We start from the raw sequence: 14,583 nt of genomic DNA, 5'->3' as shown, positions 1-14,583 counted from the left end.
CAATACCAGCGCACAGCCCAAAGAATGATTTCGCCCTGAAAATGCCGACCATGGAAAGGATTCATATGCTGCACCTTTAGCTAAAACAGTCTTCAGCTTACCATTCGTGGTTATTTGCAACAGTGCCGGTAATCCTCCCTAAAAATAATAGGATCTAAAAGTAAAGTTTTCTCTTAAAATATAGGCAGGAGATTCTGCATGAAACCAACTATCTAGCTAGCAAAAATCTTATATGATCAGTCGGCAGACAATACAGGTTTCATTCAGTATCGTAAGAATTTAGGCTCGTAAACCCAGAAAAATGTGGAACATAATTATTCACATAAAAAGCCCATTCGAGGGTGAATGGGCTTTTTTAAATTTTGCAAGATGTTGATTTAAAACAAATATTTTATTTATTTCGCATAAGGTGTATTATGTTAATTTTAGGAAATATTAAAACTAATTTTCAGACTTATCCCACCAACTTTGAGCTAAATCAGTATTTTTAGGAATACCTATACCATCACGATACATAACGGAAAGACTTCGCATTGCTTTCTTATTACCTAACTTTGCAGCCTTTTCACGAAGTTCAAAAGCTTTATTAATATTAACTTCTATTCCGCTATCTGCACGAGTATATAGATCAGCTAACTCAACCATTGATTCAGAATGGCCATTTTCTGAGGCTTTCTGAAACCACTTAAAAGCTTTTTGGAAATGTTCTAAAGAATCGTTTTTGTCATCATCTTCCATTAATCTAGCATAGGTAACATATCCATCAGCTAACCAAAACATTGCTGCTACATTTCCATTTTCTGCTGATTTAAGAGCCCAAACTTCAGCTTGATTTTCATCTGAATCAACACCATGACCATATAGATAAATCTCGGCTAATTCTAACTGAGCAGAAGTATCTCCATTTTCTGCTTTCGCTAATAAATCATTAGAAAAAACAGGTTCTGCAAATGTTTCCATTGAAAGGCAAACTCCTAAAGCCATAAAAATATTTGTTAATTTATTCAATTTTTAACCTTTAAACTAAACTGTTAGGCTTGTATATTTTTATATCATACCTAAAAGAAAACTCTAAAATTAGAGTATGTCTTATCTCTATTTAACATAATGGGCATTATTCGAAATTTATGGAAAATAGTATTATTTATCAATAATTTATGATATAAAAAATCGGGGGCGCAAACCCAAAAAGTCGATTTGGAAACAAGTCGGCTTTTTTCTATTCGATCCTGGCATCTTTCGCCAATCAATTTGTTTAAAAAATAGTCTTTTTTTGCGGCTTTTCCTGATTCTATCAGGTGTCCATGGCAAAAATTATCCCCAATTTCTGCGGATAAAACCGGGACAACTTTTAGCCAGATTTGTACGCCCTGGCGCACAAACATTTAGGGATTTTGCGGCTAGGGGATCTGTAGTTTTTTGCTTATGATGAAGTCATACAGGAACAGGAAGTTCCGAAACATACAACAATAATGATAAGTTCAAGAACCAGGACGTGAGGTAGAACAGCAGCCTACCTAGCAGCCAAACACGAAAAACCCCGATATGTCGGGGTTTTTTATTGTCTAACTATGGTAATTAGTTAGTGGTATCTAATTGGTTCTGATTGATAAATTCAATCAGCGTATTCTGAATAAATTCTTCTAACTCAATACCTTGCTCTTTAATTAAGTTTTCAGCCTTTGTAATCGTTTCGCTATCTAATTCAAATGAGATTTCTGCTGAAGTCGATATCAATAAATCATAGTTGTTTTCTACGATTTTTCTAAAGACTCCCTCTGGATTATTCTTTAAGGGCACGTTGAAGGACAGTCGAAGAGCGCTGTTAATAATTTCAACATGGGTATATCCAATATGTACTGTACTTTTTCCTACAAATCCTAAGTGTTTCATAATGATTTTTAAATGTAGTGATAGCAATATCATCATACCTGAAGTAAGGATCAGAAAATATTCAAGGTGTTTCAATTAAAGATGATACTGAGCTTGATGATCTTATGGTTGATATTGTGGAATCACAAGACGAACACGAAATTTTGGCTTTAAAAGTTTCAGATTTTCTGAAAATTTAAAATAACCACAAAGACACCAACAATTCGACTTTAAAATAAGTCGGCTGATGCAAATTCTGACAAATAGATGAGCTAATTAAACATTATATTCAGCTCATATTGTGAGGCGAATATATGCTATATTTAACTCATCTTGGAACGATTCGAGTTATAGATTGAAGATGCAGGAATGGATTTGGCAAACAGAAAACTGGACAAACTTCACATGGCAAGATGAAATCATCCTGCCTAAAACTAGACAAATACATCAAAAAATAGGAATTCTTCTTGGGCAAAGTCAGCATGATTTAGCGAAAGAACAATTTACTTTAGATACTCTACTTGCCAATCTAGTTGCTTCATCAGCGATTGAAAATGAAACTCTAAATGTTTTTTCATTGCGATCATCTCTAGCTCGACGTTTGGGCGTTACTCTTGAACAACCTTATCCAAGCTCAGACAGATCAGAAGGTCTAGCGAATATCATGCTCGATGCGCTTAACAATGTGAAGCAACCGCTCACAGTTGAACGCCTCATGCAATGGCATCGTTGGCTTTTCAATGACCCGGATTGGACAATGCAACGTTTACGCATTGGTCAACTCAGAGGCTCAGAACCTATGCAGGTCGTTTCAGGTCGATTGGATTATCCTACGGTACATTTTGAAGCTCCTCCTAGAGAGGGGCTAGAAAGTCGCTTAAATGCCTTTATCGAGTGGTTTAACCATAGTCTGACCGATTCCTTGCTTGACCCCCTTTTACGCGCAGGCATTACTCATTTATGGTTTGTGACGCTACATCCTTTTGATGATGGTAATGGTCGTATTACACGTACACTGACAGATCTTGCCCTGGCTCAAATGGATGAACAGAGCATTCGTTTGTATGCCATATCTCCTGCGATATTAAACAAACGCAAAAGTTACTATGACATCTTGGAGCAAACCCAAAAAAATGATTCCAATATCACAGATTGGCTGGTCTGGTTTTTAGATACCTTGAATGACAGCCTTGAAACAACCTTAAAGCGGATCAATCGAACTTTATTTAAAAGTCAGTTTTGGCATAAATATTCTAGTTTAGACCTGCATGAAGGGCAACGAAAGGTTTTAAACCGTTTATTGGATGGCGGGGAAAATGGCTTTGAACATGGCATTAGTGCCTCACAATATCAAAAGGTTGCTAAAGTCAGTAAGGCAACAGCTACCCGCCACTTATCTGACTTGCTTGAAAAAGCATGTATAGTCAAATTAGAAGGTGGTGGACGTAACACACGTTATCAAATCAATACTCAATTATAGAAAGACAAAGAGATTAACTATGATGAATTACTTTGCACAGGATCCCTTCTAGGTAATGTTACCTAGGAGGAATCATGAAAAAACTGAAATATCAGTACCAACAGTCTATCAAAGCACATCCTCATGATTATTTTTGGAAAAAATATCCTAATCTGAGAAGTGTTTATTTTAAAAAGTTCAGTACGCAACAAGAAAGAAGTTTTTATTTCATGCATTGCATTGAATATAAAGACTATCCGCTCAAAATACGTGTTGCCCGTGGTAGTGGTTTGCCCTATGTTTGGGATGATTTCCCGACTTATGTCTATAAATTTTCCAAAAGTTGGAAGCACAATTCCAAACGGAAAAACCAGTACTATAAAGAACATGCGAAATGAGAGCACTTGATAAGCTTACTGGATAAAAATTGAAGTCTGACCCGTTTATCCTCAGCGCAAAATAGTCAAATCTTGATGAGAGGCTTTCAGCACATTGTGGACATACATGGCAATGCTCCAGATTTTCCAAACAATTCTATGCTTTGAAATGAAAGCTGTTATTTTGTAGGATCAAATGACCGCATTCCGTATTTTCTTTCATGTCAGAAACCCAACTCAGTCTCAGTGAATACCTGACCACCGTACAGGAAGTCATCCAGCTGACTTTCGATGAAGCGGTATGGGTCAAAGCCGAGATCCGTAATCTCAGCATCAAAGGCGGGCATTACTATCTGGAACTGGCAGAGAAAGATGAAGACAGCCATAAAGTGATTGCCAGCTGTAAAGGCACCCTGTGGAAATTCACCGCACAAAAAATCGTGTTAAGGTTTGAACGGGAAAGCGGCATTGAACTGTCCAGAGACTTGAATGTCCTGATCAAGGTCAAAGCCAAATTTGATCCGCAATATGGTTTCTCCGTCAATATTGAAGATATCGACTCCAGCTTCACCTTAGGTGACATTGCCAAACGCTATCAGCAGATCCTGCAGCGCCTGACCCAGGAAGGCCTGCTCAACAACAACAAACAGCTACCGGCACCTTTTGATTTGCAGAACGTACTGGTCATCGCCCCGGAAAATGCCGCCGGGCTGGGAGACTTTAAAAAAGATGCCGATGCCCTGGCTCAGGCGGGTGTCTGCCACTTCGTTTATCATTCAGCCACCTTCCAGGGCAATACTGCCCCAACCAGCATCATGCAGGCTCTGGCCAGTGCACTCAGGCAGTGGGCTCAAGATTACCAGACCGCTCCCGACCTAATTGTGATCATCCGTGGGGGTGGAGCAGTGAATGATCTGGCGTACCTGAACGACTATGATCTGGCTGCACTGTTGTGTAAAAGAACAGTGCCGATCTGGGTGGGCATTGGCCACGAGAAAGACCGCACCATTCTGGATGAAATCGCGCATCGCTCCTTTGATACCCCAAGTAAAGTCATCGCCGGGATCCGTAACCTGATTGTCGAACGGGTCAATGAAGCCAGTACTGCGCTGCAAACCATCAAACTGCTGTCCCAGCATCAGCTGACCGCCTATCAAAGCCAGAATGACCAGTATCTGAAAACCATCCAAACCCTGGCACAAAGCCAGCTCAATGATGCGCAGCGTAGCGTTGATCTGCTGAAAAGCGATACCCAGTATTTTGCCCAGCAACAGCTGCGGCAGGCTGTACAGCAGACCGAATCCCTGATGCGGGAAACCTTGCTACAGAACCCACGAAACGTGATGGCTAAAGGCTATGCGATTGTCCGCAGTCAGGGCAAAGCCATCCGCTCAGTGCAACAAATCACTGGCCAGCAACTCCAGATCGAACTCCAGGATGGCATGATTGATGCCACCGTGACACAGGTAAATACACATGAACAATGAAGAACTCAGTTTCAAACAGGGCTACGAGATTCTGAAGAAGAATGCCGAACTGCTGGAATCGCAGGAAGAACCGGATATTGATAACCTGATGGCGATCGTTGAAGAATCCATGACCGCCTACAAAGCCTGCAAATCAAGGATTGAGGCGGTTCAGCAGGCGCTCAATGACACCTTTAAGGAATAGAAAAAAAGCCTAAGGACCATAAAAACGCTTTGTCTGTTCAGTACGTATTCCTGTACTTAACTTTATAAAACCATGTGTTAGGTACAAAAATATGGACTTAACGATAACGATCAAACCGGATCTGAGCACTCGACCGATTGAACAGGAGAATACCGTCCGTTACTGCAATCCATGCCGGTCTACCTATCAGTGTTTTGAATCTCGTGAAAAACCCCGTGTTCATCTACCTGCATGTGTGGAATCGGGGTATGGGTCAGTTCTGCGATCGCAATCAGGTTTGCGGACATTTGCTTGCCCAATAACGCTCTAGCTTCCGTTACTTTGTCAGAAACTTCACTGGCTTGAGCTGATTCTTCTACAGGGATTTCGTCCTTTGTTGTTTTAGCCATGCGATTTAAGCCTCCTGAGTTGCTTGCAATATGATGAGCTCAATGTTTTACCATAGCGATATGAGTATCTTCCCAGCAGCGATCCGTCCGCAATAGGGGGGCTGGATAGATGTCCGGTTGTTAATTGTCACCTGTTTAACCTAAAAAGGGATGTTGGCTTAATGGGTAATTTTCAATAATCCCTGCCAGCTGAAATAGTTCTGGGTCAGATGTGTCCGGTTCATCGACCATTTCCGCTGTGGTAAATAACACGATCCCACTGCCAGTTTAGTCTTGCCATATCTGGCTTGCACGGCTTCTAAAGCCTGCATCAGCTGTTCGTTGCTTTCACGCTGGCGATGGTCTGTAAGCAGATCAGGCACATAGCGGGTCTTGCTGACCAGACCGGTCAGAATCACCCCACATTTTTTATACTTTACCTCTGGCTTATAGATGCCTTGCAGTAACTGCATCGCAGCATGAATCAGATCAAGTACACAGTCCGTGGGTTCCGGGAATTCAAAGGCCAACGATTTGCTGTAATACGCTGTGTTTTGATCAAAGGGATTGGATTGCACAAAAGCAATGATACAGCCACACAGCGAGGCATCCGCACGCAAGCGCATGACTGCATCTTGCACATACTTACCCATGGCTTCTTTCAGATCATCCAGCTCGGTAATCCGTTCTCCAAAGGAGCGGCTAGCCACAATCTGCTGCTTGGGTGCAGGAGCATCCTCCAGTTGCAAACAGGAGATGCCCTGTAATTCCAGCACCGTGCGCTGCATCAGCACTGAAAACAAACTTCCCATGCGATGCGCATCCTGCATGGCCAGATCCAGTACCGAATGGATGCCCATCTGGTTCAGCTTTTTGACCAGCTTACGTCCCACACCCCAGACTTCACCCACCTCAATTCCGGCATACAGCGTTTCCTGATCCAGATAATCCAGCTCCAGCACATTGCATACGCCTGCAAAGCCAGGCCATTTCTTGGCAAGGTGATTGGCTAGCTTGGCTTCGGTCTTGCTGCGACCAATCCCGATGGATACCGGCAACCCGATCCAGTCCCAGATCCGCTGTTTCATCTCTCTGGCATAGCGGGTCAAGTCAAAATGCTGTGCATAACTGGTTAAATCCAGAAAACATTCATCAATCGAATAGATTTCCTGTTCATGCGGAGCCACATAACCGGCCAAAATCGAATGGAAGCGATTGGACATTTCCGCATACAGGGCATAGTTGCTCGACAGCACCACCACTTGATGCTGCCGGACAATGTCCTGAACCTGAAACAACGGAACACCCATCTTGATGCCCAGGGCTTTGGCCTCATTACTGCGGGCCACTGCACAACCATCATTATTGCTCAGCACAATCACTGGACGGTGATTCAGGCTGGGATTAAACACCCGTTCACAACTGACATAACAGTTGTTGATGTCGATCAGGGCATAAATCCGCTCGGGGCTGTTCATCTGAACTTCTTGATGACACTGGTGACTACACCCCAGATCAGCAGGGTCTGACCGTCTTTCAAATGGATATCCGCATAATCCGGGTTTTCCGCCTGTAACCAGCGTTTGTCGCCTTCAATCATCAGTCGTTTGATGGTGAAATCATTGTCGATCAGGGCCAGAACAATATCACCATGCTTGGGCTCAATACTGCGGTCCACGATCAGCTTGTCCTTCAGATCAATCCCGGCATCGCGCATGGAAAGCGATTCCACCTCAACGATAAAGGTAGCCTGCTGGTTCTGGATCAGGAACTCGTTCAGATCCAGGGTCTTGTCGATATAGTCTTGGGCTGGGGAAGGGAAACCTGCAGCCACCTTTTGCAAGGCAACCGGAATCTCATAATGTGTTCTGGCTTCAACCGGAGTAATCGAAGCAACATCATTGCGGGCTGGTTTTTTTATCTGATCCAGATACTGCCTGATCTCCAGTACACGGGCTTCGGGAACCCGGATCACTTTGGTTGGGCCTTCATGAACTGGTTTGCGACCAGCACCTTCACGGGCACCACCATGCTGAAATTCATCCATTTTATTTGTTCATCTTGATTGTGTAACATAATCAAGATGGTAAAACAGCAGTGGAAAAAAACAACTCCATTCGTCGGATTGTGTTCTGAATATCTATCTCACCAGAAGGTGGTTATAGATTACTTAGAGCAATCAAACTTGAGCTAAAAATTATTTGCAGCCCAAGCTGTTGAGGTTCAACTTCTACTGCAGAAGGTTTAAATCAAACCTGAGGGAACATGCCACGTGCATAAGAAAAAAGGGCACTGTTGCAAATAACCACTAATGGTAAGCTGAATCCTCTTTTAGCTAAAGGTGCAGCATATGAATCCCTTCCATGGTCGGCATTTTCAGGGTGAAATCATTCTTTGGGCTGTATTTGTCTAGGAAAGTGGTGGCTATTCAGGGCATGGTTCAAGCATGACTTGAGTAATACTCGGGCTGTGCTCATGATTTGCTTGAGCATTACTTGCGGATTTTCCCCAACGTGCTTGGGCTGCATTTTTAGTTTTATCAGATTTGATTTGAAATCAAAATATGTATAAGTTTTTGTAGTTCTCAGATTATTTTAAGTCATTTTGGCTTTGTTGCATAAATATGTAAGCATCTGATTTAAATAAATTTAATTTTGGATCAAAAACAATCAAAACTTTTAAAATCATATAGTTATGAAATCTTTGTGCAACAAAGCCAATCTAAATTGAGAATGATAGCAAGCTGGCTCTGGGTCAAACCAAGTTGATTTGCAGATGATAAAACTGCTTTAGCTAATACCTTTTTTGTTTTGCAATTTTTTCTGATGTTTTATGCATGACTGATCTCAGTTTCAGACGTTGCTAATACCTCGAGTTTATACTATTTGATTATCGTTACTCAGAGTTCAAATTTTTATTACAAACAGCTTAAAGATGAGAAACTATCATTAGATACATCAGTAACTTAAATACCCCAAGTGCTTTTGCATCTTTACTTTTGAAGCAGAATTTAATTCGCCTTTCATTTTCATTCAGGCTGAAGTTTTCTGCCCGTAATGTTAAATCCTGTAATGTCTTTTTGAGCTCTGTCTTGCTCTGTTGAGATAGTTCTAAATGAAGATATTTTTTCGGAAATAAACTATGAATAAAAGAAAGAAGTTTCTTCAGTTGCCGTTTTTCATTCAGTTCAAAAATTAACTGGGCTGAATTGGGCTGAACTTTTTCAAGATAAATTGAGTAGATCGTATGAAGCTGTTTTTTGTATTTACTTTGTACATTTGCATAACGCTCCTGAACATGTTGAATGACCTTTTTTTCCTCCTGATTGGTCGGCAACATGGTGACTAATGCATCAGGAGTTTTCCTTAAAAAATCTGTGGTAAATAACCTCGATGATTTTTTTTGGTTTACACAGGAGGTTTTCAAATGCAGAGCTCTGGCACGTAATTTTTGCGCGATTTGCAAAGGAATAGCTTCAGGTAACAAAAGGTCTTGTTCTTTTTCTACTGCAAGAATGTGATGCAATAGTTCAAAAGTCATCTCTGAGTCATGAGCTCCTAGCATCAGTGAATCAGGTGATTTCTGTTGCCTTTGTTGATATTGATGATCATGTTGCCTGTAACGGTCTTTAGTGAGTTGATCAAATAAAAAGTGTTTGATCGCCCGTTGCTGAACAGGATATTTAATAGCATCATCATGTTTTAGAATATTAAAATAGGCTTCTTTAGGAAGCGGGCTGTGCATTTGATTCAGCTGGTAGCTAATTGCTAGATGCATTAAATGCAGATAGCTAGAACAGGTAGTTTCAGGTGTCAGGTGCCCGGCAAAATGAGAAAGCGCATACCAGGTTTGCTGAGTATTTCTGTTTCGCAGCAATGCATAACGGATACGTAATTGCTCATGTGGGCTATAGTCAGTAAATGCATCTGCAAGTGTTGAGTTTTTTAAAATCAGGTAAAGATGATTAAATGCAGAATGACGCAGACTATGGTAAGTAAAATTGTGCTCTCCAAAAGCTGGCTGGATCAATTGTTTCAATAGAGCATTGACTTCATTTTCATGAGTTTCTTCTAGCGACTGTTTTAAAAATAGCGGTTGTGTAACTGATTTCCCTTGTTCTTTTAGCAGGCGTTTTCTATTCTGACTATATGTTTTAAATGCACGTAATTCTTCTGCTTTAAGTAGATGATGCAGAGGAATCTTGCGGTAAGCTGAGTAGCTTTTTTGATTTTTATTGCGATTGTTGCGAATGGTGAGTATCACAGCATCTTCACTAATAAATAGATCACGTACGAAGATATTCAATGTTTCATTGATCCGTAGTCCGGCTCTGAAACCCAGAATAAAAATCAGTTTAAACATATTTTTATCCTGAACTGAAATACCTTGAGTATTTTCGAGTTGCTCTAGCATATGGTGAAAAATATGGGGCGAGATCAATGCGGTTCTGCAGATTTTTACCTGGATTAAATTATCTAGATCGATAGTGGGTGCGTTAAAAAATAAGGTCTGTTTGTGATGAAACTCCTGTAGACGTTTTTGTAAAGTCTCTCTAGTTGTTTCTTTCTTTAATAAAAGCATTTCTCCATACATATCTTCAAAATCGGCATTTGAAAATGATGAAATGTCTTTGTTTTGCGTTGCCTGCAGCCAATGGACTGCAAACTGTGAAAACATGGTCTTCAGAGAACTTTGCTTGACCGGCTGAAAATCTGCACGTATAAGCTTGCGCTTAAATCGTTGCTGCTGCTGAATAATATGATTGAGAAGGTCCAGTTGAGGTTCCGTTAATTTTGAGCGTAGAATGCTCCACAGCAGCAAACGTTCCAAGGCTGGAGATTGTTTTTTAGCATATAATTCTATGAGTTGATCGCTATAGTTTTTTGCACGAATAGCTTGGCGTATTTCTACTAAAATATCGACTTCATCTAACGTAATAGTGACTGTAGGCTTTTTCTGAGGTTTTTCACAAATATTCTGAACTGTATGGGTAGGCGTGGGTTCAGACTGAATAAAATAGGCTGCTAATTGTTTTTCGAGAGGGCTGGAACTGTAAATTTCATTTTTTAGGATACAAATGGACATTTGATCCAGTCCGCTGTTTTTCAGGAACTGTGTATAGTAAAAACCGTATTTTAACAGGTCTTTACAACGTACCTTTTCCTCAGGGAAGCATTCAATAATACAAGCGTTAATCAGATGTTCTGCATCTTCAATATCCGAAAATAAATCAAACTTTTGATGTTTAAGTCTGTAAATCCAGCATTTCACAATGTCGTGTAGCACAAACGTTTTTGTATAGCTGACTGAAAAATCAGGGTCATTTATACGCTGATTACCGAAATTCCGGTTCGGGATTTCGAGTGTTACCATATGATTTAGGTTTAAAAAACTTTGAAATTTCTTTGTTTTTAAAATGATTTTTAAAAAAAATTGCAGTTCGGCATGGTTATAAATGCCATTAAATAATATTGAGCTGATTAAACAGAAGCCAAGTGATTGGGTGGAACTGAAGTCATTATGTTTTGTCCAGTAAGCAATCATATTCTGGGCAAATTGAGTAATTTTTTTACCATGTTTTAAGGTTTCAATATTTTGCTGTGGTAGAGTTCTCTCATATCTCACAGGAGTGGCGGGCACCGGATAGTTTTGATTCGATAAGCGGTTAAAGCGCTTAATATATTTAGCAAACTCTATACGTGCCATCTGATAGCTACGGATATTTGACTTACAGTGTTCTAAAAGCTGATTATCAACTTGGCGACAAATTTCTGAATAGTTTTCAGGCGTCAGCTCTATACATTTCTCGCTAAACAATTTCAGAAGAAATGCTTTGTTTTTTCTATGCTTTTTTATTCTTTTGAGGGAGTGTGGATGTTTACTCATTCAATCAGGAACCCGTTAAATGTAGACATACTTTTAAGCTTTAAGAGTCCGACCAGCTTGTCTTGCGCTGCTCGAATATGATCGTAATCGGTTGCCTGAAAACCCGAATAGCGGTCAAAAAGTTCCTGCATGGGCCCATCGTGACCAAAGATGCCATTCAGCATATCTTCATCGCAGTGCTGTGCAAAAAAATAGCGAGCGAAATGGCGAGTCCAATTGCGCTGCAAAACTATATCTGGACTGTTCTTTTCAATATCAGCAAGCTCTAAATTTCGGATATATCCTTCAGTCTTGGGATATACAAGAAAGGGGCATTGACCATCAAAGATTTCTTGAATTAGTTCTGTTTTTACTTGGTTAGCACAAGCCTTCATAAGGTGCTGAAATTGTTTTAAGTAATTCAGATAAGACTGTATTTCATCTCGAAGAAAATTATTAAATGGTAGGTAGCGTCCAATGGTACCCGAATAACGTTGCTCTTTATCTGCAACAGCCACCAAACAGTTGTCGAGATCAAGATAATCGAGATTCGGGGGAAAGGCTTCATTTGGTCGGGCAGATGTCATAATCATGCAAACGTACCATAGCCAAATTGAATAATATTTCAGTGTTTTGAAAGGGTTAGGGTTTCCCCGAACTTGCTGGTCAAGCTGTTTAAAAAAGGATTTAACCAGAGGCAGGTCTGGCGTTTGCTGACTACCGAAAGTAACAGGGGATTTAAATTCTTCGATATAACTAGTGTCGAGCTGCGGGCAAACCAGATAAAGTGTTTGGCTATAAATATCGAGGATATCAACAATTTTCATTGAATAGTAATGGCCTGGGGTGTAGCTATTAACGTTTTCTCCACTAAGTAATTTACTTTCCAATTCATATCCGAGTTCATTCAACGTGATATCGCTGATTAAACGAGAAAGGTTTCGAGCTGTTAAATGAAAAGTAAGGCCGTCACTGATTCTACGTAAATATTCTTGTACATCTGAAGCAATATCTGCTTTATCCCACTTTTTTAGTTGAAAAATCTGATCAAAATAAACTTTGGGTAAGGGGATGGTAAAAGAATTTCCTATATTCAGCATATATTCTTTTAATAAAACATCTTTAAATTTAGAGTTATCAAAACTTTGCCGAAAATAGAAGTTTTCAGGGCTAAAAGTAATTTCTTTTCTTTTTGAACTCAGACGGAAATGTTTCCGAAATACTAATAGCTCTTCATAATGCGTCAAACTGAGTACTGAAAATAAAAGCAAGGCATGAATTGGAGAGGTCTTTGCCTGTTCAAACAAAATTCGCATAATATGCTGTGCGGTAGGCAAATCAAAGACACGAGGATTTGACTTGCTCATTAACTGATTCTTGTTTTGATGCAGAACTTTGTTCTTGAGATTATTGACCTGAGCTGTAATAGAGTATTGCTCAAGTTGATTAAATTCAAAATTATGATCTTCAACTTTTTCTATAGTTTTATCTTCGCGCGGTTGTTTGGCCGTACCTTGTTCAAAATGAGTCTGATGCGTTTGTTCATCATCGAGAGATATTCTTGATGTCTTTTGAACATCAGTTTGAGGAGGTTCTTTGGAGCCCGAACTGCTTTGGCGATTTCGTTTTAAACGTTCAGACTGAGTAAAGACATATTGATAGATCACACGCAGATTTGCCAGCTGGCTAATTCGTTCTTCATCTAAATTTGGTATTGAGCGATTAATTAGCTCTTTATTTTCTGTTTCAGCTTCTTTTAGAAGTTTAACTAGCTCTTCTAATTCCATTGGAAGAGTAGGTAAGAAATTGTAAAGCCAATAATATTTCTGTTTTGTGCTAGCTAAACGAAAACGCCTACAAAGATTAACTATGGTAGCTGAATGTCCTTTGCTGTTGAGTGATTCAATACATTGAGTATTGAAAATAGCCCATTTCAGCGCGTTTGATTGATATGCTGATGGAGTGTTGATGACTGCAATAAGGTAATGAACCAGAGGATACTCGCTGACTTTTTTATCAGTCAGGCTTTGAGCTATAAAAGTATTAAGTTTAGTAATTTCATATTGTTGAATGAGGTCGTTGAGCTTGATTGAGTTCTGATAATTTTCCAGCTTTGCTTCTGCCAATACTTGGTAGAAGTTTCGAAACGGCTCAAGCTTTAATTCTTGAGTATCTTCTAAATAACTATATCCATTCATGATGAAATTCCCACCAGAATTTTTTCTAATGAAATTGGACCTGCATAATCTGAAAAAGAACTTACCGGGCTTTGGGATTTGGATAGTCCTGATAATTCTCGCAGTTGGTTGATAGTTAAAATTTTATGACCGAAAACTTCTTGAAGATGGTCAGGTCGGTATTGTTCATTCAGCCAGTATGCAATGATATCTAAGCCCTGAATTGAGTGATGCAAACCAGAACTGAGTAAGCTTCTTACTTCATTTAGAGCCTGAATGATGGATTCATATGAATTATTTTTCTCGTAAGCTTTAAACTTAAATTGAGTTTTATTCTTATTGTAATAATAAGCATAGATCCAGCTGAAATGGCTACTAAAAAAATAGTGATCTGGTTTATCGGTAGTAAGGAGAGGGATATCTATATTTTGTTTAAAAGTGAAATCCAAATGATAGTTTTGCTGTTTCTCATTAAGCTGAAAAAATAAAGCTATCCAGATTTGATAGGCATGCATACATTTCGGATAACACATTAATTTTAAGTTTTTTGAAGATACACGATGACTTTCAATAGCTTTTTTTTTATAGACATATGCTGATGTCTCCCCATATTTATGCCAAGTGGCTGAAAAATAAACTATAATATTCACGTACTTTTTATAGGGGAGTCAAGGGTTACACACCCTATATTGTGTTATTAAATTGTAAATTTCACTATATATAGTGTTTTTAATCTTTTTAGCGGTAATTAAAACCCTATTAAATTATGTTTTTAGTAAATATTTAGAATGTTT

12 protein-coding genes and 2 pseudogenes are annotated in these 14,583 nt (G+C 39.5%); 5 read left to right on the top strand and 9 right to left on the bottom strand.

What is annotated here, in order from left to right:
• Window positions 1-441: 441 nt before the first annotated feature.
• Window positions 442-960: a tetratricopeptide repeat protein gene (locus tag FTT68_RS13230; RefSeq protein ID WP_000447193.1), complete on the bottom strand. Its 519-nt coding sequence runs from the start codon at window positions 958-960 to the stop codon at window positions 442-444.
• A gap of 618 nt (window positions 961-1,578) precedes the next feature.
• Window positions 1,579-1,893: a hypothetical protein gene (locus tag FTT68_RS13225; protein ID WP_095706048.1), complete on the bottom strand. Its 315-nt coding sequence runs from the start codon at window positions 1,891-1,893 to the stop codon at window positions 1,579-1,581.
• 59 nt (window positions 1,894-1,952) lie between these two features.
• Between FTT68_RS13225 and FTT68_RS14130 the strand changes: the two are divergent.
• The 5 genes and pseudogenes from FTT68_RS14130 to xseB all read left to right on the top strand — a co-directional run.
• Window positions 1,953-2,072: pseudogene (locus tag FTT68_RS14130) on the top strand (type II toxin-antitoxin system death-on-curing family toxin); the annotation flags it as partial.
• Window positions 2,073-2,233: 161 nt separating this feature from the next.
• Window positions 2,234-3,352 carry a Fic family protein gene (locus FTT68_RS13220; RefSeq protein WP_095706045.1) on the top strand — a complete coding sequence of 373 codons (1,119 nt, stop codon included), beginning with the start codon at window positions 2,234-2,236 and terminating at the stop codon, window positions 3,350-3,352.
• Between the two features lie 74 nt (window positions 3,353-3,426).
• Window positions 3,427-3,729 carry a hypothetical protein gene (locus FTT68_RS13215; RefSeq protein WP_127801937.1) on the top strand — a complete coding sequence of 101 codons (303 nt, stop codon included), beginning with the start codon at window positions 3,427-3,429 and terminating at the stop codon, window positions 3,727-3,729.
• Window positions 3,730-3,929: 200 nt separating this feature from the next.
• Window positions 3,930-5,195 carry an exodeoxyribonuclease VII large subunit gene (gene xseA / locus FTT68_RS13210; RefSeq protein ID WP_016658934.1) on the top strand — a complete coding sequence of 422 codons (1,266 nt, stop codon included), beginning with the start codon at window positions 3,930-3,932 and terminating at the stop codon, window positions 5,193-5,195.
• Window positions 5,185-5,379 carry an exodeoxyribonuclease VII small subunit gene (xseB, locus tag FTT68_RS13205; RefSeq protein WP_005180690.1) on the top strand — a complete coding sequence of 65 codons (195 nt, stop codon included), beginning with the start codon at window positions 5,185-5,187 and terminating at the stop codon, window positions 5,377-5,379. The genes xseA and xseB overlap by 11 nt, the downstream gene beginning before the upstream one ends.
• A gap of 179 nt (window positions 5,380-5,558) precedes the next feature.
• Here the strand turns inward: xseB and FTT68_RS13200 are convergent, their stop codons facing one another.
• The 7 genes and pseudogenes from FTT68_RS13200 to FTT68_RS13175 form a co-directional block, all read right to left on the bottom strand.
• A complete protein-coding gene (locus FTT68_RS13200) occupies window positions 5,559-5,768 on the bottom strand; it encodes a hypothetical protein (RefSeq protein WP_016658935.1) in 210 nt (69 codons plus the stop codon).
• A 158-nt stretch (window positions 5,769-5,926) separates the two neighbouring features.
• Window positions 5,927-7,225, bottom strand: coding sequence for a DUF4113 domain-containing protein (locus FTT68_RS13195; RefSeq protein ID WP_016658936.1), 1,299 nt, complete (start codon window positions 7,223-7,225; stop codon window positions 5,927-5,929).
• Window positions 7,222-7,794: a LexA family transcriptional regulator gene (locus FTT68_RS13190; protein WP_005180682.1), complete on the bottom strand. Its 573-nt coding sequence runs from the start codon at window positions 7,792-7,794 to the stop codon at window positions 7,222-7,224. The genes FTT68_RS13195 and FTT68_RS13190 overlap by 4 nt, the downstream gene beginning before the upstream one ends.
• A 672-nt stretch (window positions 7,795-8,466) precedes the next feature.
• Window positions 8,467-8,585: pseudogene (locus tag FTT68_RS14110) on the bottom strand (DUF2384 domain-containing protein); the annotation flags it as partial.
• A gap of 90 nt (window positions 8,586-8,675) precedes the next feature.
• Window positions 8,676-11,633, bottom strand: a complete 2,958-nt coding sequence (locus tag FTT68_RS13185) for a site-specific integrase (RefSeq protein WP_180175415.1) — start codon at window positions 11,631-11,633, stop codon at window positions 8,676-8,678.
• Window positions 11,630-13,810, bottom strand: coding sequence for a hypothetical protein (locus FTT68_RS13180; protein ID WP_180175414.1), 2,181 nt, complete (start codon window positions 13,808-13,810; stop codon window positions 11,630-11,632). Before FTT68_RS13180 ends, FTT68_RS13185 begins: the two co-directional genes overlap by 4 nt.
• Entirely contained in the window at window positions 13,807-14,439 is a 633-nt protein-coding gene (locus FTT68_RS13175) for a hypothetical protein (RefSeq protein WP_253586882.1), read from the bottom strand. Before FTT68_RS13175 ends, FTT68_RS13180 begins: the two co-directional genes overlap by 4 nt.
• Window positions 14,440-14,583 lie beyond the last annotated feature (144 nt).

This window comes from Acinetobacter sp. Q85-2 (assembly GCF_013420555.1).
GTDB lineage: Bacteria > Pseudomonadota > Gammaproteobacteria > Pseudomonadales > Moraxellaceae > Acinetobacter > Acinetobacter indicus.
The sequence above is the reverse complement of the archived record's forward strand: the minus strand, read 5'-3'. Positions and strand labels throughout refer to the sequence as shown.

Coding starts and splice junctions, on each gene's coding strand:
- FTT68_RS13220 (WP_095706045.1), top strand. CDS start 2,234: ATGCAGGAATGGATTTGGCAAACAGAAAACTGGACAAACTTCACATGG.
- FTT68_RS13225 (WP_095706048.1), bottom strand. CDS start 1,893: ATGAAACACTTAGGATTTGTAGGAAAAAGTACAGTACATATTGGATAT.
- xseA (WP_016658934.1), top strand. CDS start 3,930: ATGTCAGAAACCCAACTCAGTCTCAGTGAATACCTGACCACCGTACAG.
- FTT68_RS13200 (WP_016658935.1), bottom strand. CDS start 5,768: ATGGCTAAAACAACAAAGGACGAAATCCCTGTAGAAGAATCAGCTCAA.
- FTT68_RS13185 (WP_180175415.1), bottom strand. CDS start 11,633: ATGAGTAAACATCCACACTCCCTCAAAAGAATAAAAAAGCATAGAAAA.
- FTT68_RS13180 (WP_180175414.1), bottom strand. CDS start 13,810: ATGAATGGATATAGTTATTTAGAAGATACTCAAGAATTAAAGCTTGAG.
- xseB (WP_005180690.1), top strand. CDS start 5,185: ATGAACAATGAAGAACTCAGTTTCAAACAGGGCTACGAGATTCTGAAG.
- FTT68_RS13190 (WP_005180682.1), bottom strand. CDS start 7,794: ATGGATGAATTTCAGCATGGTGGTGCCCGTGAAGGTGCTGGTCGCAAA.
- FTT68_RS13195 (WP_016658936.1), bottom strand. CDS start 7,225: ATGAACAGCCCCGAGCGGATTTATGCCCTGATCGACATCAACAACTGT.
- FTT68_RS13215 (WP_127801937.1), top strand. CDS start 3,427: ATGAAAAAACTGAAATATCAGTACCAACAGTCTATCAAAGCACATCCT.
- FTT68_RS13230 (WP_000447193.1), bottom strand. CDS start 960: ATGGAAACATTTGCAGAACCTGTTTTTTCTAATGATTTATTAGCGAAA.